Source organism: Brucella tritici (genome assembly GCF_008932285.1).
In the GTDB taxonomy this organism is placed as follows: Bacteria; Pseudomonadota; Alphaproteobacteria; order Rhizobiales; family Rhizobiaceae; genus Brucella; species Brucella tritici.
In genome coordinates, this window is sequence record NZ_WBVY01000004.1 from 293,159 (window position 1) to 310,675 (window position 17,517).

Consider the following 17,517-nt stretch of genomic DNA (forward strand, 5'->3'; position numbering starts at 1 on the left):
GACCACTCAATGCAGACTGTGCTCAGCATTGCTGTCGATGCCCTCGCCTATGGCATGGTGCTTTTCGTCATCTCCATCGGCCTTTCGGTCACCATGGGCTTGATGCGCGTCGTCAATCTCGCTCACGGCGCATTTGCAATGATCGGCGGCTATTTCGCATCCTATGCTGCCCAGCAGCTTGGTCTCAACTACGGCTTTGCGATCATCATCGCCGTTATAGGCACGATGATAATCGCCATTCCGGTGGAGAGACTGCTCTATCGGCGCATTTATGGGGCGCCTGAACTGACACAGGTGCTGATGACCATCGGCATCACTTTCTGCATCATCGGTCTCACCAATTATATATTCGGACCGACGCTGAAGACCATTCCTTTGCCTGAAATGTTGCGTGGATCAGTCGATCTCGGCTTTCGGGCAATTGCCAAACATCGCATCTTTGCAATCGGGTGCGGCTTCGCGGTGGCCCTTGGTCTTTGGTACATCATCGAACGCACTGCCTTCGGCGTAAAACTGCGTGCTGCTGTAGACAATGCTAACATGGCGGCAGCCCTCGGCGTGCGAACAGAAATCGTTTACGCTGTCAGCTTTGCGCTTGCCATTGGACTCGCGGCTTTCGGCGGTGTGGTCGGCGCCGAACTTCTACCTGTCGAACCCTATTATGCACTCCGCTACATGGTGACATTTCTGGTTGTCGTCTCCGTCGGCGGCGCAGGCTCCATACCCGGTGCATTGATTGCCTGCCTCCTGCTTGGGGCAATCGATACGACCGGTCGTTATCTGGCACCGGAATATGGCGAGTTCTTCTTTTATCTGGCGGTGATCGTCATTGTGACGCTATTCCCGCGCGGTCTTGCAGGAAGGCTGGCCCGGAAATGACCGATCTAACGCAAAATCTCATCCAACGTCGTCAGTCCTATGCAGGTCTCATTGGCATTGTGGCCATTATTTTTGCCGGTGTCGTCGGCTGGTTTCTGTTCCCCGATAATCTGGCATTGCTGACACGCATCATTGCGATTGCCTTGCTCGTCTTGTCCCTTGATCTGGTGACGGGCTATTGCGGTATCGCAACGCTTGGCCATGCTGCTTTGTTTGGCGCTGGTGCCTATGGTGCCGGCATTGCTGCCGCCCATTTCGGTATTACCGACCCGATCCTGATGACACTTATCGGTCTTGTTGCAGGAGCTATCACTGGACTTGTTTCTGGAGCTGTCATTCTGCGCGCCCACGGCCTCGCACAGCTTGTTCTATCGATTGCCGTTGTCCATCTGTTCCATGAGGCCGCCAACAAGGCATCAAGCTGGACCGGCGGCAGTGATGGGCTAAGTGGCATTTCGCCCGATCCGATCTTCGGCATATTCGAGTTCGATCTCTACGGACACACAGTCTATATCTACGCCGTAGTTCTGCTGCTCGTTTCGTTCGTCTTTCTGCGTTATGTCGTACGTTCACCCTTTGGAATGCTTTGCCGGGGCGTGAAAGAGGACCCGATCCGCATTCATGCAATGGGCGCTTCGGTGCAGTCAGCACAGCTTCGCATGTATGTCATTTCGGGAGCTGTTGCTGGCATCGGCGGCGCGCTGAATGCCATTTCAACACAGGTCGTCGGGCTCGACAGTCTCAGTTTTACCATGTCGGCGGAAGCTTTGGTGATGCTGGTTCTCGGTGGCACAGGATCGCTGTTCGGAGGACTGATCGGCACGGTTGTCTTCATGTGGTTCGAAGACCTCGTCTCTGCTGCCAACCCCTTCCACTGGCTTACAATGGTTGGTGCTCTGCTGATCGCCGTCGTGCTATTCGCGCCGCGAGGCCTCTATGGAACCGTCGCCTATTACTTTGAAAAGAAGGCGCATCGCAAATGAGCATCGTGTTTGAAGTAACAAAACTGCGCAAGAATTTCGGCGGCCTGGCAGTCACAAACGATGTTTCGCTCAGTATGGCGAAAGGCGACCGTGTCGCCCTGATTGGTCCTAACGGAGCGGGCAAAACCACTTTCGTCAATCTTGTTACAGGCAATCTCGCCGCGACTTCCGGCACCGTGGCATTGGGCGGCGAGAATGTCTCCAGACTTAACGCCATGCAGCGTGTCAGACGCGGACTGGTGCGTTCATTTCAGGTTACCCGTCTCTTTTTCGACATGACGCCCGAAGAGCATGTGGCTCTTGCTGTTTTGCAACGCAAAGGCAAGACGGGCCGTATTCTCGGCAACTACCGCAAAATGCCTGACGTCATGGATGAGGTTCGCGACATTCTTGATGCGCTCGGTCTTCTGCATGTCGGGCAGTTGCGGGTGAGCGAGATCGCATATGGCCAACAGCGGCTTCTGGAAATTGCGCTTGCTTTGGCGCTTCGCCCCAAAGTGCTGCTGCTTGATGAACCTGCTGCCGGTGTTCCGCAGAGTGATACTGGCCGCATCGAGGAAGCGCTCGACCGATTACCGGCAGATCTGGCAGTGCTCATGATCGAGCACGATATGGACCTAGTTTTTCGCTTCGCAAAGCGCGTAATCGTCCTGGCTGCCGGAACGGTGATATTTGACGGGTTGCCGGAAGATGTTGTGCAGGACGCCCGCGTCCGCGAAGCCTATCTCGGGAGTTATGCCCAATGAGTGCTGCCTCGCTTGAAATTCGCAATCTCTCCGCCGGTTATGGGCCAACGCGTGTCATCGAGGATGTATCGTTCAAAGCGGAACCGGGCTCGCGGCTTGCCATTCTGGGCCGCAATGGTGTCGGCAAGACCAGCCTCTTTGCCACTATCGCAGGGCAAACGCGCCGTTATGGCGGTGAAATTCTGCTGAATGGGGAGAATATCGCCACGCTTCCATCAGCCGCGCGCGCAATTGCTGGTCTCGGTTATGTGCCGCAGACCCGCGATGTTTTCCCGACCCTCACAGTCGAAGAAAATCTGTTCGTTGGTCTCAAGAGCCGACCGAAGGATGCGCTCGAAGAAGCCTATGCGATGTTTCCCCGTTTAAAGGAGCGACGCCGTAATCTTGGATCGCAGCTTTCCGGCGGCGAACAACAGATGCTTTCCACTGCGCGCAGCATTCTCGGGCGACCGACAGTGCTGCTGCTCGATGAACCGCTGGAAGGTCTTGCTCCTGTCATCTGCGGAGAACTGATGGCTGCTTTCTCGACACTGGCGCAGAAAGGCGACATGACGATCCTGCTTGTCGAACAGCGCATCCAGAGCGCGCTCGATTTTGCCGATCACGTCATCATACTGGAACGTGGGCGCATCGCATGGTCTGGCACGTCAGCAGGACTCGCCGAAGATCGGCAGACCGTAGAAGAACTGCTCGGCGTCGGCGGCCTGCATTAATCAATTCCCGACAAATGCAAACTTGTCGACGTCCACGAGGCCACGGTCGGTGATTTTGAGATGCGGGATCACTGGCAGGGCAATGAAGGCCAGTTGCAAGAATGGCTCTTCCAGGACTGATCCCAATTCTTCTGCTGCATGACGCAGCACACGAAGCTGGTCGCGAACAGTTTCGTATGGCTCGGCACTCATCAATCCGGCAATGGGCAAAGGCATTTCAGCCAACACCTTGCCATCTCGCACGACGACGAAACCACCTTCAATTTCGCCCAATCGGTTTGCAGCCGCAGCAATATCTTCGTCAGACGTGCCTACCACACAGATATTATGGCTGTCATGACTGACAGTCGACGCGATTGCACCCGATTTCAACCCGAAGCCATGCACAAAGCCTGTCGCGATATTTCCATTTTTGCCGTGTCGTTCGACAACCGCAATCTTGACTACATCCTTTTCGAAATCGGGCTCAACGCCGTTCGGGCCAACCTTGAGATCGAATTCGAGACTTTCCGTTATGATCTTGCCAGGAATTATACCGATTGCACGGGTTTTGCCGCTGTTGGAATGAGAGCGGAAACTGGAAGCGCTGACTTTCGGTGCCTTGACGCTACTGCGCCCGACAGGAGCAACAGTCTTGCGAGCGGCAAACAAATCCTCTGAAACCACCCTACCCGCAGACAACACGACTTCAGCGTGGCAACCTTCGAGGCTATCCACCACAACGAGGTCGGCACGCTGGCCCGGCGCAACCAGACCACGGTCGAAAAGACCGAAAGCACGTGCCGCGGAAATGCTCGCGGCCCGGTAAATGGCAATCGGTTCCACTCCGCCTGCAATAGCCGTACGGATAAGGTAGTCGAGATGGCCCTGATCGGCGATATCGAGCGGATTGCGATCATCGGTACACAGTGCCAAAAATTGTGCGTGGCGCTCCGTAATGATCGGTATGAGCGCGTTCAGGTCCTTGGAAACTGATCCCTCACGCACCAGCACATGCATGCCCTTGCGCATCTTTTCGAGTGCTTCTTCCGCATTTGTCGCCTCGTGTTCGGTGCGAATACCTGCGGAAATATAGCCGTTCAGATCAAACCCGCGCAGAAGCGGTGCGTGCCCATCGATATGCCGTCCTTGAAACGCCCTGAGCTTCGCCAAGCATTCAGGATCTTTCGCCAGAACACCTGGAAAATTCAAGAACTCCGCAAGACCAATCACCTTGGGATGGTCGGCAAAAGGCAAGAGGTCACCAATCAGAAGTTCGGCACCGGACGTTTCCATGTGGGTCGCGGGCACACAGCTCGAAAGCTGCACGCGGATATCCATGACGGTTTCCAACGCGCTATCGAGGAAAAACTTTATGCCTTCAGCACCCAGCACGTTTGCAATCTCATGCGGATCGCAAATGACAGTGGTGACGCCCTGCGGCAATACACACCGGTCAAACTCATGCGGCGTTACGTGCGAGGATTCTATGTGAAGATGCGTATCGATAAATCCCGGCACGACAATCCGTCCAGAAATGTCGATTTCATGCTTGCCCTGATAATTGCCGAATGTTCCGACAATCCGGTCACCACAGATTGCGATGTCACTTTCAACAAGCTCACCGGTCACGAGATCGAAAAAACGGCCGCCCTTCAGCACGATGTCGGCAGGCTCCCGACCCGCGCCCTGATCGATCATCCGTTCCAGCATCACGTCACCTCAAATTCGGAATCAATTGTCGAAAGTTACCACAATGCAAGACGCGGCGGTAAGGTCACCCTTCCGCCGCGTCGATAACTTTAGAAAGTCCAGATTACCGGGCGTATTCAATCGTCCTGGCTCGACTGAGAACCAGTTCGACACGATTGTCGTCAAGCCTGTGCAAGCAGACGCGCTTGGTCCACGGCCCGTCATGCAGCGTGAACAGCGCACACCCCTGCCCGAGATCTTCCAATGGCATGGCTTGGCGCGTAGGGCCTATACCCATGATGAGGTGGCCATCCTTGATATCGAAACCGGCACCATAGGGCGACGCTTGCCAGTGGCCGTCGAGTTCCCGGCAGATTGGCTTCAATGTGACCGGCTTCAACCGGCGAGACACGTAACCGATCTCGCCTTCCAATTCCGTACCTGTCCAGCGGAGTTCAACTGGTGAAGACGGCGACAAGGATGAGAACCAGCCGTTACCGATATCGTAAAGCGTGTCTTCGGAATCGAGCCAATTGGCTATACCGTTGCGCATTTCCAGCCAGAACGGCCCACTCTCCGTCACATAAAGCCCGTCAGGGATCGTGCAGTTGGTCTCCGGCAACGACAATCCGTTGAGAGCGGCCATGCAATCTCGCGCCATCTTATAAGTGTTGGCGTCTTCACGGTTTGAAACAACAATCATGCCGGTTTTCGCGGCTGGATCGAGCATAAAGTAGCTCTTGTAGCCAGGGTGCGAGCCACCATGTCCAACAAAACGCTTGCCAGCCACTTCATTCCAACGCAGCCCAAGCCCGTAACCGGTGACGCGTCCGTCAGCAAGGTAGCGATCAGCCGACAGCTTATCGAGCAAGCCCTTGAACCCACCCTCGCCGTTAACGAGTGCTTGCGCCCATTTGGTCAGCGCCATACCACTGCCAGTCAGGCTGCCCGAAGCTGAAATGTGCAGGCCAGCGGAACTGAGCTGCCATTTTTCGCCAGACTTCCAGTAACCCGGAACCAGACCTGCGACCGGATCATTCCACACATCCGGCGCTTCCATGAAAATATCGAGAGGTGCAGCAATATCCGACTTCACGAAATCATTGAAGCGAAACCCTTTTCGCTCCAGTGCGGCTTCCACCAGACGATAGCCGGTGTTGGAATAGGAAATTTCCGAACCCGCATCGAAATTGAGACGATTAAGAGAGCCAAGGTAATCCAGAAGCTGACGGGCTTCCGTTTCTGTATAAACCGATAGCCCCAGAAGCGTGAGGCACTCCCGCGTGTCGGGCAGACCACCAGTCATGTCGAGCGCACGACCGACAGTGACATCGGCTAGTGGGCTTTGCAGCTCTGGCAGATGGTCGCCGAGCCGGTCCTCAAGGTCGATAATATCGCTATGCTTGAGAACCATCGCACAAAACGCATGTTTCGTGACTGAAGCGTAGCGAATAACAGTATTCGCCGTGAACGGCACACCCGTAGAAAGGCTCTCAAGCCCGCCCGCATAGGCAAATTTCACACCGTCTGGACCAAAGCCGATGATAACGCCGCCTGGCTCATCCTTGGCCCATGTTCTTGAAAAGACTTTCGCGGCGTGCGAGGCCGCGTTCCAGTCAGCATGCGTTAACATGAAAACTCCGTCAGGCAGGTTCTTCCAGATTGACGCTTAGGGCGCGCAATTCTGTGGTATGCGGATGTGTAGTTCGCCCGGCGCGCAAATCATCAGCGCTAAGCTGTTCCACCATCTCGCCGTGTTGCATCACCCCTACCTGCGGGCAGAGATGCGCTATTACCGCGAGATTGTGGCTCACCAGCACATAAGTGAGATTCTTTTCTGCGCGCAAGTCCGCGAGAAGATTGAGAATTTCAGCTTGTACCGAGACGTCGAGCGCCGAAGTTGGTTCGTCCAGCAACAGAACTTCCGGTTCAGCGATAAGAGCGCGAGCAATTGCGACGCGCTGGCGCTGTCCGCCCGAAAGCTGATGCGGAAAACGGAACCGAGCAGCTTTCGGCAATGCGACTTCGTCAAGAACCTTTTCAATACGCCTGTCGATGTCGCCGATACCATGGACCAGCAGAAGCTCGCTCAGGATTCGGTCGATGGTCTGGCGAGGGTGCAGCGATCCAAAGGGATCCTGAAACACCATCTGCACCTGACGGAAGAAGGCAGGTGTGCGCTTCGGAGCAACATCTTTGCCGTCAAAAGCGATGCGGCCGTTCCATTGTTCGTTGAGACCGGCCATTGCGCGCAGAATGGTGGATTTGCCGGAGCCGCTTTCGCCAACAATGCCAAAGCTCCCGCCCTTCTCGACATTGAAGGATACACCCTTGACGACTTCACGCTCGTTGAAGCTGATGCGAAGTTGATCAATAACTATCATGAGTTCAGCCAGCTTTCTTCACGATTGAGAACCGGCAATCGATCACGAGGATGCATGAGCGATGGAATGCAATTGAGAAGCCCCTTCGTATAAGGATGCTCAGCGCGCACCAGTTCAGCGGCTTTCAACTCTTCCATGACGCGGCCCATATACATGACCATGACACGGTCGCAGAAATGCGACACGAGTGGAAGATCATGGCTGATGAGGAGAAGCCCCATTCCGCGTTTCGAAACCAGATCATCGATCAGGCGAAGAATTTCCGCCTGAACGGTAGCGTCGAGCGCAGATGTCGGTTCATCGGCAATCAACAGTTCCGGATCGGGCGCAAGCATCATAGCAATCATGACACGCTGCCCCATGCCGCCCGAAACTTCGTGCGGATAAAGCTTTGCCACTTCACGCGGATTGCGGATCATGACCTGATCAAGAAGATCAACCGCAGCATCCATCGCTTGACGCTTGCTACCACCTTTATGGGTACGCCACGCTTCAGCTACCTGCACGCCAATGGTTTTGACCGGATTAAGCGAATATTTAGGGTCCTGAAGGATAAAGCCTGCCCGCTTGCCGCGAATTTGACGCATGCCACGTTCGGTGGCCGACAGAATGTCGATGCCGTCGAATGAGAGCTTGTCGGCCTTCACTTCAGCGATTGGCGGCAGTAGTTTCATGAGGGCTCGCGCGGTCAAAGACTTGCCCGAACCGCTTTCGCCAACGATACCCAGTTTTTCGCGACCAAGCTGAAGTGAGATACCGCGTACAGCATCGAAACGGCTGGTGCGCGTTTCAAAGCTGATCTGCAGATTTTTAATATCAACCAGCATCTGTTCTCTCAATTCTGCTTCGGATCGAGCACGTCACGCAGACCGTCGCCGAGGAAATTGAAGGCGAGCGATACGAGGAAGATCGCGATGCCGGGGATGGTAGCAACCCACCATTGTTCGAAAATAAAGCGCTTGGCAGTGGCGATCATTGCTCCCCATTCGGGCGATGGCGGCTGCGCGCCCATTCCGAGGAAGCCAAGGCTTGCCGCGGTGATGATGATCGAGCTCATATCGAGTGTGATGCGCACAATGACGCTTGGTACACAAAGCGGCATGATATGACGCAGGATAATCCGAAAAGGCGATGCACCCGTCAGCTTGGCGGCTGCAACGAAATCGCTCTTGCGCAAAGTCATTGTTTCAGCACGCGCCAGTCGTGCATAGGGCGGCCATGCGGTCAACGCGATTGCAAGCACGGCACTTTCGACGCCCGGCTTCAGCGCAGCCACGAAGGCAAGCGCAAGGATCAATCGTGGAAACGCTAGAAAGACATCCGTCACGCGCATCAGCGCCGTATCGACAATACCGCCGAAATAACCCGCTATACAACCAATGAAGAGTCCAATTGGCGCAACGAGAATGACGACGGCGATAACCATTCCAAGAGTTACGCGGCCACCGTAAAGTATGCGCGAAAGAATATCACGGCCAAGTTCATCAGTCCCAAACCAATGCGCTGCAGTTGGAGCAGAAAGACGATTACCGAGATCCTGAATGCTCGGATCGTACGGCGCCAAGAGCGGAGCGGCCAGTGACAAAACGACGAAAGCGACGATAATAAAAAGACCAATCATCGCGAGCGGATTAGCACGCAGGTTTACCCAGATGCGATAGCGCCTGCCCCAATTGGCCTGAGAGCGGGAAGCGGGCGATTCATCCAGCGCCCAGTTATGAAAATTGGCAAAAATCATCGGACACGCGGATCCAGAACTTTATAGAGGATATCGGCGAGCAGATTAAGCCCGACATAGATGATCCCGATGAGCAGCGTAGCGCCCACAACCGGATTCATATCGGCATTCATCAGCGACACGGTCAGATACTGACCGAGGCCAGGCCAACTGAAGACCGTCTCGGTCACAACAGCACCTTCGAGCAGACCTGCATAGGTCAGCGCCAGAACTGTCACGAGCTGCACGGCGACGGTCGGGAAAGCATGCTTCCAGATAACCGATGTCAATGACAGGCCTTTCGCGCGTGCCGTAATCACAAATTCACCCTTGAGAGCATCAAGCATGAAGGCGCGGGTCATACGCGTGATGTACGCCATACTGAAATAGGCGAGGATCAAAACCGGCTGGATCATATGATAGACCGCATCCCAGAATGCATCCCAGTCACCCTCGATCAGGCTGTCGATCGTGAGCAAGCCGGTAACGTGTGGGATCATGCCCTCATAGATGATGTCCTGCCGTCCAGGTCCCGGTGCGATATCGAGCGTCGCATAGAAGACCAGAAGTGAAACCAAGGCCAGCATAAAAACCGGAACGGAATGCCCCGCAAGACAGATCACGCGGATCGTTTGATCGACGATGGAACCCTGTCGGACAGCAGCCCAAACACCCAATGGAATGCCGACAAGTGCCGCAACAAGAAGTGCCGCCGTTGCCAGTTCCAATGTCGCGGGAAAATAGCGAGCGATATCCTGCGTCACCGGATTTCGGGTCAGAATAGAGTTGCCGAAATCACCGTGCAGTACCTGTCCAACATAGTGCACAAACTGGACCACGAGCGGCTGATCAAGGCCCATCTCCGCGCGGACACGCTGAATAACAGCCTCCGGCGCGTTGTCGCCCACGGCAGCGATAACAGGATCGACCGGCATGACACGACCGATCATGAAAGTAATAACCATAAGCCCGAACAGCGTGATCAACACGCTGCTCAGGATACCGGTCAGGTTCTTGAGGCTTTTCTTCACGCCTTGGCGATCCCTGCATAGGAATGAGAATCGGACAAGACGCCAAGACGCATTCCTGTAACGTCCTTGCGGCAAGCGGCCGTCTCGAACTTCTGCATCATGATGATGAACGGGCTATTGTTCATGAATTCGCGCTGCAAATCTTCATACATTTTCACGCGCTTTGCCGGGTCCTGTTCATCACGCGCAGCAAGAGACTTCTTGGAGAAATCCTCATTCTGGAAGTGCGAGCGCCATGCAAAAGGCTTCGTCTTCGCATCATCAGAATTATCCGGATTGTTGCAGAAGACATCGACATTGGTGTTCGGATCGAAATAGTCCGACCCCCATACAGTCAATGCCATCTGATGTTCACGAGCGCGCATCTTCGTCAGAACCTGACGATTTTCAGCAGCCAGCAGCTCTACCTTGATGCCGATTTCGGCAAGGCTCGCCTGAATCGCCTGTGCGATATCGGGGCTCGGTTGTGCCGAATAGTGATCCATCTTGATAGAAAAGCCATCGGGAACACCAGCTTCGGCAAGCAGAGCCTTCGCCTTGGCAATATCCTTCTTGAACGGATTCTCATTCAGCGCTGCCGGAAAACCTTCAGGAACGAGGCTTTGGTGAACCTTGTAATTCAGCGGCACGATATTCTTCTGGATGCCATCGTAGTCCACAGCCCACTTGATTGCTTCCCAGACTTTCGGCTTGGCAAGAACTTCCACGCTCTGGTTGAGCGACATCAGCATCAAACCGCCGACCCCCTTGCGCACCAGATTATAGTTTTCATCGCCATCCAGAACGCGAAGCTGCTCGGTAGTGAGGTTACGCGCAATATCGACGTCCCCCTTCTGGAGCATGAGAAGCTGCGAGGACGGGTCCGCAACGTGACGCAAAAGGATGCGCTTCACATTGCCTTTGTATGCGCCATGCGGATTAACGTTCAGCATAATGCTTTCGCTTGGCTTCCAGGAAACAAGAACCCATTCACCCGAACCGGCGCTGTTCTTCTGAAGCCAGCCGTTACCGAGATCGTCACCGGAGGCATTTTCCAGAACAGTCTTCTTTTCCACAATGCTGGCGACACTGGCCGACAGGCAATACAGCAGGAAAGGCAGCGACGTTGACTGCTCAACCGTCAGAGTCAATGTCGACGGATCAGTTGCAACGATGTTCTTCTCTGCATTTTCAGGCGTGAAACCGAACTGGCCAATGATGAACGCCGGGCCCTTGTTCATCTTGATCGCGCGCTGCAGCGAGAAGGCAACATCCTCAGCTGTGATCTGTGCGCCGCTTGCAAATTTTGCATTCGGATCGATCTTGAAGGTGAAGACTTTTCCGTCAGCATCGGCTTCCCAGGAAACAGCAACACCACCTTCCACCTGATCCGGATTGGTAAGGCTTGGATGCACCAGACGCTGATACATATTGTTGCAGATTTCGCTGCCGACAGCTTCAAAGCTCTCATGCGGATCAAGACTGGTCATATTGTCGAGCTGCTGGGCCACAACCAGAATATCCTGACGTCCAGCTCCGATGGCAGGCAAAATGCTTGCATAGGACAGGAAAGGAACGGCAGCAGCGCCTGCCAGAAAACCGCGTCTTGAAATCATTGAGAGCTCCTCTTGCAACGCTTCCTGAAAGGCTTCCTGATATTTGGGGCCATATCGACAGCGTTCTATCTCTGGATACATTTTTCCAGCTTCCCGCTATCACGTCAGCGAAGGCAGGGGCCAATGCAGAATTTTGCATTCCCTATGCAGAGTTTGCATGAGGATAAACTAAAAGAGTTATTTCATATGAAAGAATCGCCCTTCATGCAGTGCCGTCATACCGAGTGACCGAAATCGCATTTGCAATTCTTCTCGCTTGGGTCCATCACCCCTCAAATCCTGGATTTGATTTGAAAAGGCTTTCCCATGGCGACCGAACAGATGATACCCGTTTTCGATGGTCACAACGACGTGCTGCTGCGCCTATGGTCATCTGACGCTTCCGCGCCGGAAAAACGCTTTCTTGAAGGTGAGAAAGTCGGACATATCGACCTTCCACGCGCACAAAAGGGTGGGCTAGGCGGTGGTCTTTGCGCAGTATATGTGCCCTCGCCTTCACGAGAACTCGACGCAAACGGCAATCTGGCAACGCCGAGCCAGACGGACGCAATGAAAGCAACGCTCGCCATGTCGGCGATCCTGCTGAAGATCGAACGAGCATCGGAAGGCAAGGTCCGCATTTGCCGCACGGCTGCCGATATTCGCGATGCATTTGCCAAGGGCATTTTCGCTTCTGTCTATCATATCGAAGGTGTGGAGGCTTTTAGCGAAGACCTTGATGCCCTTTATGTTTTGCATGAGGCGGGCTTGAGAACGCTGGGACCCGTCTGGAGCCGCCCAAATATTTTTGCCCACGGCATACCTTTCCGGTTTCCGGCATCGCCCGACATCGGTCCCGGCCTCTCCGATCATGGCAAGGCACTCATCCGCGCCTGTAACGAACTCAAAGTCATGGTCGACCTTTCCCATATGAACGAAAAAGGGTTCTGGGACATCGCAGCTATTTCCGATGCACCGCTCATCGCTTCGCATTCAAATGCTCACGCGCTTTGCCAGCAAAGCCGCAACCTGACGGACAAGCAACTCGACGCTATACGCGATACTGGCGGCCTCGTCGGACTTAACTTTGGCGTTTCATTCCTGCGTGAAGACGGAAAGCGCGATCCCAATACCGATCTGAGCGAACTCGTTCGCCATGCTGATTACATCGTCAACCGCATCGGAATCGACCATTTGGCTCTAGGTTCCGATTTTGACGGTACCACGATTTCTTCAACACTTCGCGATGTTGGCGATCTACAGCTCGTCATAGAAGCCTTCCGTAAACACGGTTATGACGATGCTTCCATCGTCAAGTTGGCCCATGCGAACTGGATCAATGTACTTGAGCGTACCTGGGGCGCTTAAACGGCGAACTGAAGCGATCTCACCCTTCGAGGGTGAGATCGAAAACATGATGGTGAATATGACCATCGAACATTTCGAGGAGGCCTTTCGTAGCCTCCCGGCTTTCGTATCGCACAGGTGAACCGAGCGCTTCCGACAATGCCTCCTCGCTGTCATACATGGTCCAAAGCACCATCGGATAGGCTGGAGCACCTTCGTCACGTTCGACAGCGTAAAGAACACGAACCTCCCTGATACCCGGAAAGTTGAGCCACATCGGCAGAAGAGTATCGGCAACATAAGCTTTGAACGCATCCTCGCGCCCAGCATGAATAGTGCCTTCAAAAAAGGCTTGTCTGACAATCATCGAAGTAACTCAGTTTACCTTGGTAGGCGGGACATCGCCGGAAAAATATGCGGCAAGATTGGCGAGAACCAATTCACCCATTCCGATACGTGTTTCTACTGTTGCACTGCCCTGATGCGGCATCAGTACCGTATTCGGCGCGCTTAGAAAGTCTTCCTTGATCGTCGGCTCGTTGACGAAAACATCAAGGCCAGCTCCAGCGATGGTTCCATTATTCAAAGCAGCTAGAAGCGCATCCTCATCAACGACACGACCACGTGCCACATTGACCACATAGCCCTTGCCCCCAAGCGCCGCGAGAACATCCGCGTTGACGATATTGGCCGTTGATGGGTTAGCGGCAACGCAAACCGCGAGTACATCGCTCTCCTGCGCAAGTTCCACGGGCGTTACATGCGCAATCCAGTTTGTGTCGGCGACAGGCGAGCGGTTCCAATAGTGCACTTCCATGCCGAATGCTTCCGCGCGTCGTGCAAAGGATTTTCCGATCTGGCCAAGTCCCAGGACGCCAACCCGCTTGCCTTTGGGGCTAACACCAAGAGGAAATCCTTCGCGACGAGCCCAATTGCCTTCTCGCACAAACTGGTCGCCGGTAACAACATGGCGCATAACTGCCAGCATGAGGGCAATGCCCGTATCGGCAACATCGTCGGTCAAAACGCCTGGCGTGGTGCTGACATGGATGTTCCGATCTCTTGCGAAGGTTAGATCGACCTTGTCCGTACCAACACCATTGATAGCGATCATGCCGAGCGATGGCAGACGCTCCATCCATTCGTTGGAGAGCCCCGTTCCACCGCCGGTAACAACGGCACGAATAGTGCTAAGCGTCGCATCGATAACTGCTTTGTCTTCCGGCTTGTACAGGCGGAGAACCTTGTATGTTGCGTCCAGTCGTTCTTCGATCAGCCGCATCATCGGTTCGATGAGCAGAACTTCGTTCTTCACTTCAAACTCCATTACTAGACTATTGGAAACGATCAGGAAATTTGACCTATAAACGCCTTTGTGCGCTCATGTTTCGGGTTGCCGAAAAATTCCTCCGGCTCAGCCATTTCGAGAATTTGCCCTTGGTCCATGAAGATGACGCGGTCTGCCACCTGTCGTGCGAAGCCCATTTCATGGGTAACGCAGAGCATGGTCATACCTTCCTTGGCAAGATCGATCATGGTGTCGAGAACTTCCTTTACCATTTCAGGATCAAGTGCCGAAGTCGGTTCATCGAAAAGCATGATCTTGGGATTCATGCAGAGTGCACGTGCAATCGCCACACGCTGTTGCTGACCGCCGGATAGCTGTGCCGGATATTTATCCGCCTGTTCAGGAATGCGGACACGTTCCAGATATTTGCGCGCTATCTTTTCAGCTTCCAACTTGGAAACACCACGCACTTTCATCGGAGCCAAAGTACAATTCTCAAGAACCGTCATATGGGGAAAGAGGTTGAACTGCTGGAAAACCATGCCGGTTTCCTGTCGGACAATATCCACGTTCTTTCCACCCGCCGTCAGATCGTGGCCGTCAACAACGATGCGGCCCTCCTGAATGGTCTCCAGCTGATTGATACAGCGGATAAGGGTCGACTTTCCCGAACCGGACGGGCCACAAATAACGATACGTTCACCGCGAGCGACATTCAGATCAATATCTCTGAGAGCATGATAAGTGCCGTACCACTTGTTCACACCCTGCATGAGCACTGCAGGATCGGAAGCATCCTGCGGAAGCCGGTTCGCTTTTCCCTGAGCCGTCTGGTTCATGTTGAGAAACTCACTTTCGTGGACTGGGTCGTCATGCCCACCGAACGGACGGGCATGACGAAATTCGAGAACTCACTTTGCTTGAGAAACAAAATCTGGCAGAGGCGTACCGAGCCACTTTTCATGAATCTTGTTCAATTCGCCGTCGCTCTTCGCCTTTTCAATGAATTTGTTGACGAATTCGAGCATTTCTGTCGAACCTTTGCGAACAGCGATCCCCTGTACCTGCTGGCTGAGCTGGATCTTCTGTTCATAACGGCCCGGCGCAGCCTTTTCGATCTCGGCAGCCACGACATTGGAAAGCCCAATCAACTCAACCTGTCCCGAAAGCAGGGCCTGCACAGCGCTCGCGTCATCATCGAAGCGACGTATGTTGGCGTCCTGCGGCGCAACCTTGGTTACTGCCGTGTCCTGTGTCGAAGCGCGTGCAACGCCGATGGTTTTACCCGACAGGTCTTCTGGCTTTGCAACGGCAGTATCTTTCGGTCCGAACACGCCGATCGAAATGCCCGCATAGGGCTGCGAAAAGTCAACGCTCTTGGCGCGTTCCTCGGTGATACCCAACGAGGCAACCAGAACATCAACCTGCCCGCTCTGCAGATAAGGAATACGGTTGGGGCCGGTAACCGGCACGATCTGAGCTTCAACGCCGAGTTCCTTGGCCAGCAACTTCGCCACATCGGCGTCATAGCCATCCGGTTCGTTGCTGGTGTTCATGATGCCAAACGGCGGAAAATCGACTAGCATACCGATTTTGATTTTTCCGGCAGACTTAATGCCGTCAACGGTTTGCGCAGATACAGCCGATGCGAACGCCGTTGCGAGAGCACCCGCACCAATCAAGGCCATTGCCAAACGTCTGGTGATAGTCATGTTTATTCCTTCCCTATTGAATGCCGGTCTCCTCGCCGGCACTGTTTCGTTATTTTTCAGCGCTTTTCCTGACATTATTTTGGTTCTCATTCGGTCAGAAATGCTGATCTTCTTCCCTAAACGCCCAACTACCACTACCGGGCGGTAGCGCGAGAAAACCTCGTTTCCATGCGGCGTGCCAGAATGGATAGCGGCCAACACAGGACAAAATAGACAGCCGCCACCGTGCCAAACACCATGAACGGGCTAAACGTCGCGTTATTGATGATCTGTCCCTGTCGCGTCAGTTCCGTAAAACCGATGATCGCGGCAAGCGACGTGCCTTTTATGAGTTGCACGAGAAACCCGACCGTTGGCGCAACCGAAATGCGTGCTGCCTGTGGCAGGATTACGTAACGCATGCGATTGTAATAGCGTAGTCCCAGCGCTGTTGCCGCTTCGCGTTGTCCGGGCGGCACCGCATCAATACAACCACGCCAAATTTCTCCGAGAAAAGCGCTCGCATGCAATGTCAGTGCGATGGTCGCGGCAATCCACGGATTGATACCCAGGCCGAAAATATTGAGGCCGAAGAACACCAGAAAGAGCTGCATCAGAAGTGGTGTGCCCTGAAACAGCCGAATGAAGCCGAGCGCGATGTAACGCAGAGCACGAGCGTCCGAAACACGCATCAGTGCGACAAGCAATCCTCCGATACCACCGCCAACAAATGCAATAGCTGAAAGAGCAATGGTCCACTGCGCTGCATAGACGATAATGAGAAATTCGTTCCAGCCGAAAGGTCTGATCATGGCCTGCTCCTATCGGCTCAACGGGTATTTGAATGCCAGCTTTTCGATCAGTGCGAAGATGGCCGAGAAACCTATGGACATGACGAGATACATGAGCGTGATAACTATATAGACCTCGAAGCTCGCAAAGGTCGCCGACTGGAGATCGTTACCGGCGGCTGCAAGCTCATTTGCGGAGATCACGGAGACAACACTTGAAGTCAGCATCAGATAGATGAACTGGCTCGTGAGCGACGGGTAGACCGTCCGCAATGCCGGTTTCATAATGACATAGCGGAAGACCTGCAGCTTGGAGAGACCGAGTGCAGTTCCAGCTTCCACCTGGCCTTTGTGAATAGATTCAATGCCAGCACGAATAATCTCCGTACCATAAGCACCGAAATTCACGACCAGCGCGAGAAGCGCGGCGCTGTTGGGTGACAAACGCAAACCGGCAGATGGCAACCCAAAGAAGATGAAGAAAATCTGCACCAGAAACGGTGTGTTGCGAATGATTTCGATATAGGCGTCAATAATGAAACGGACTGGCTTTGGACCGGACGTCTTACCAACGGCGCAGACAATCGAAACAATCAAGCCAAGCACCATTGCAGCGCAGGAAAGCTCAATTGTCTGCCATGCACCGACAAGCAGCTTATCCATCGACGCGAAAACGGGCGCGAAGTTGAAATTGTACAATGC

Annotated in this window: 17 protein-coding genes and 1 pseudogene; 5 read left to right on the forward strand and 13 right to left on the reverse strand. The window is 54.1% G+C overall.

Annotated features, from left to right (window positions below; genetic code table 11):
• The first annotated feature begins 9 nt into the window (after positions 1-9).
• From F9K94_RS15940 to F9K94_RS15955, 4 genes are read left to right on the forward strand one after another with little or no spacing between them, the layout of a single operon-like run.
• The gene (locus F9K94_RS15940) at positions 10-879 is read left to right on the forward strand and encodes a branched-chain amino acid ABC transporter permease (protein WP_151646847.1); all 870 of its coding nucleotides are present in this window, start codon (positions 10-12) and stop codon (positions 877-879) included.
• Positions 876-1,862, forward strand: coding sequence for a branched-chain amino acid ABC transporter permease (locus F9K94_RS15945; RefSeq protein ID WP_151646850.1), 987 nt, complete (start codon positions 876-878; stop codon positions 1,860-1,862). Before F9K94_RS15940 ends, F9K94_RS15945 begins: the two co-directional genes overlap by 4 nt.
• Positions 1,859-2,608, forward strand: coding sequence for an ABC transporter ATP-binding protein (locus F9K94_RS15950; protein WP_151646852.1), 750 nt, complete (start codon positions 1,859-1,861; stop codon positions 2,606-2,608). The genes F9K94_RS15945 and F9K94_RS15950 overlap by 4 nt, the downstream gene beginning before the upstream one ends.
• Positions 2,605-3,321, forward strand: a complete 717-nt coding sequence (locus F9K94_RS15955; RefSeq protein ID WP_151646854.1) for an ABC transporter ATP-binding protein — start codon at positions 2,605-2,607, stop codon at positions 3,319-3,321. The genes F9K94_RS15950 and F9K94_RS15955 overlap by 4 nt, the downstream gene beginning before the upstream one ends.
• Here F9K94_RS15955 and ade read toward each other — a convergent pair.
• The 7 genes and pseudogenes from ade to F9K94_RS15990 form a co-directional block, all read right to left on the reverse strand.
• Positions 3,322-5,062, reverse strand: a pseudogene (gene ade / locus F9K94_RS15960) (adenine deaminase).
• 54 nt (positions 5,063-5,116) lie between these two features.
• Entirely contained in the window at positions 5,117-6,625 is a 1,509-nt protein-coding gene (locus tag F9K94_RS15965) for a serine hydrolase domain-containing protein (RefSeq protein ID WP_151646859.1), read from the reverse strand.
• Between the two features lie 10 nt (positions 6,626-6,635).
• Positions 6,636-7,376 (reverse strand): ABC transporter ATP-binding protein, encoded by a 741-nt coding sequence (locus tag F9K94_RS15970; RefSeq protein ID WP_151646861.1) that lies wholly within the window; start codon positions 7,374-7,376, stop codon positions 6,636-6,638.
• Positions 7,373-8,203, reverse strand: coding sequence for an ABC transporter ATP-binding protein (locus tag F9K94_RS15975; protein WP_036587313.1), 831 nt, complete (start codon positions 8,201-8,203; stop codon positions 7,373-7,375). Before F9K94_RS15975 ends, F9K94_RS15970 begins: the two co-directional genes overlap by 4 nt.
• Positions 8,204-8,211: 8 nt before the next feature.
• Positions 8,212-9,114, reverse strand: coding sequence for a nickel transporter permease (nikC, locus tag F9K94_RS15980; RefSeq protein WP_151646862.1), 903 nt, complete (start codon positions 9,112-9,114; stop codon positions 8,212-8,214).
• Entirely contained in the window at positions 9,111-10,124 is a 1,014-nt protein-coding gene (locus F9K94_RS15985) for an ABC transporter permease (RefSeq protein ID WP_151646864.1), read from the reverse strand. The genes nikC and F9K94_RS15985 overlap by 4 nt, the downstream gene beginning before the upstream one ends.
• The gene (locus F9K94_RS15990) at positions 10,121-11,719 is read right to left on the reverse strand and encodes an ABC transporter substrate-binding protein (RefSeq protein ID WP_151646866.1); all 1,599 of its coding nucleotides are present in this window, start codon (positions 11,717-11,719) and stop codon (positions 10,121-10,123) included. Before F9K94_RS15990 ends, F9K94_RS15985 begins: the two co-directional genes overlap by 4 nt.
• A gap of 306 nt (positions 11,720-12,025) precedes the next feature.
• Here F9K94_RS15990 and F9K94_RS16000 point away from each other — a divergent pair, with 306 nt between their 5' ends.
• On the forward strand, positions 12,026-13,066 hold the full coding sequence (locus F9K94_RS16000) for a dipeptidase (RefSeq protein ID WP_151646868.1): 1,041 nt from the start codon (positions 12,026-12,028) through the stop codon (positions 13,064-13,066).
• 19 nt (positions 13,067-13,085) lie between these two features.
• Here the strand turns inward: F9K94_RS16000 and F9K94_RS16005 are convergent, their stop codons facing one another.
• From F9K94_RS16005 to F9K94_RS16030, 6 genes are all read right to left on the reverse strand, one after another.
• Complete coding sequence (locus F9K94_RS16005; RefSeq protein ID WP_061347112.1) at positions 13,086-13,412, reverse strand: hypothetical protein; 327 nt, start codon at positions 13,410-13,412, stop codon at positions 13,086-13,088.
• A gap of 9 nt (positions 13,413-13,421) precedes the next feature.
• On the reverse strand, positions 13,422-14,372 hold the full coding sequence (locus F9K94_RS16010) for a 2-hydroxyacid dehydrogenase (protein WP_151646870.1): 951 nt from the start codon (positions 14,370-14,372) through the stop codon (positions 13,422-13,424).
• Between the two features lie 20 nt (positions 14,373-14,392).
• Entirely contained in the window at positions 14,393-15,172 is a 780-nt protein-coding gene (locus F9K94_RS16015) for an amino acid ABC transporter ATP-binding protein (RefSeq protein ID WP_061347110.1), read from the reverse strand.
• 72 nt (positions 15,173-15,244) lie between these two features.
• Positions 15,245-16,045 carry a transporter substrate-binding domain-containing protein gene (locus tag F9K94_RS16020; RefSeq protein ID WP_151646872.1) on the reverse strand — a complete coding sequence of 267 codons (801 nt, stop codon included), beginning with the start codon at positions 16,043-16,045 and terminating at the stop codon, positions 15,245-15,247.
• Between the two features lie 134 nt (positions 16,046-16,179).
• On the reverse strand, positions 16,180-16,836 hold the full coding sequence (locus tag F9K94_RS16025) for an amino acid ABC transporter permease (protein ID WP_151646875.1): 657 nt from the start codon (positions 16,834-16,836) through the stop codon (positions 16,180-16,182).
• Between the two features lie 9 nt (positions 16,837-16,845).
• On the reverse strand, positions 16,846-17,514 hold the full coding sequence (locus F9K94_RS16030) for an amino acid ABC transporter permease (RefSeq protein ID WP_151554576.1): 669 nt from the start codon (positions 17,512-17,514) through the stop codon (positions 16,846-16,848).
• Positions 17,515-17,517 lie beyond the last annotated feature (3 nt).

What these genes read in the sequence shown, in the direction of transcription:
- F9K94_RS15940 (WP_151646847.1), top strand. Translation starts at nt 10, where the DNA reads ATGCAGACTGTGCTCAGCATTGCTGTCGATGCCCTCGCCTATGGCATG.
- F9K94_RS15945 (WP_151646850.1), top strand. Translation starts at nt 876, where the DNA reads ATGACCGATCTAACGCAAAATCTCATCCAACGTCGTCAGTCCTATGCA.
- F9K94_RS15950 (WP_151646852.1), top strand. Translation starts at nt 1,859, where the DNA reads ATGAGCATCGTGTTTGAAGTAACAAAACTGCGCAAGAATTTCGGCGGC.
- F9K94_RS15955 (WP_151646854.1), top strand. Translation starts at nt 2,605, where the DNA reads ATGAGTGCTGCCTCGCTTGAAATTCGCAATCTCTCCGCCGGTTATGGG.
- F9K94_RS15965 (WP_151646859.1), bottom strand. Translation starts at nt 6,625, where the DNA reads ATGTTAACGCATGCTGACTGGAACGCGGCCTCGCACGCCGCGAAAGTC.
- F9K94_RS15970 (WP_151646861.1), bottom strand. Translation starts at nt 7,376, where the DNA reads ATGATAGTTATTGATCAACTTCGCATCAGCTTCAACGAGCGTGAAGTC.
- F9K94_RS15975 (WP_036587313.1), bottom strand. Translation starts at nt 8,203, where the DNA reads ATGCTGGTTGATATTAAAAATCTGCAGATCAGCTTTGAAACGCGCACC.
- nikC (WP_151646862.1), bottom strand. Translation starts at nt 9,114, where the DNA reads ATGATTTTTGCCAATTTTCATAACTGGGCGCTGGATGAATCGCCCGCT.
- F9K94_RS15990 (WP_151646866.1), bottom strand. Translation starts at nt 11,719, where the DNA reads ATGATTTCAAGACGCGGTTTTCTGGCAGGCGCTGCTGCCGTTCCTTTC.
- F9K94_RS16000 (WP_151646868.1), top strand. Translation starts at nt 12,026, where the DNA reads ATGGCGACCGAACAGATGATACCCGTTTTCGATGGTCACAACGACGTG.
- F9K94_RS16005 (WP_061347112.1), bottom strand. Translation starts at nt 13,412, where the DNA reads ATGATTGTCAGACAAGCCTTTTTTGAAGGCACTATTCATGCTGGGCGC.
- F9K94_RS16010 (WP_151646870.1), bottom strand. Translation starts at nt 14,372, where the DNA reads ATGGAGTTTGAAGTGAAGAACGAAGTTCTGCTCATCGAACCGATGATG.
- F9K94_RS16015 (WP_061347110.1), bottom strand. Translation starts at nt 15,172, where the DNA reads ATGAACCAGACGGCTCAGGGAAAAGCGAACCGGCTTCCGCAGGATGCT.
- F9K94_RS16020 (WP_151646872.1), bottom strand. Translation starts at nt 16,045, where the DNA reads ATGACTATCACCAGACGTTTGGCAATGGCCTTGATTGGTGCGGGTGCT.
- F9K94_RS16025 (WP_151646875.1), bottom strand. Translation starts at nt 16,836, where the DNA reads ATGATCAGACCTTTCGGCTGGAACGAATTTCTCATTATCGTCTATGCA.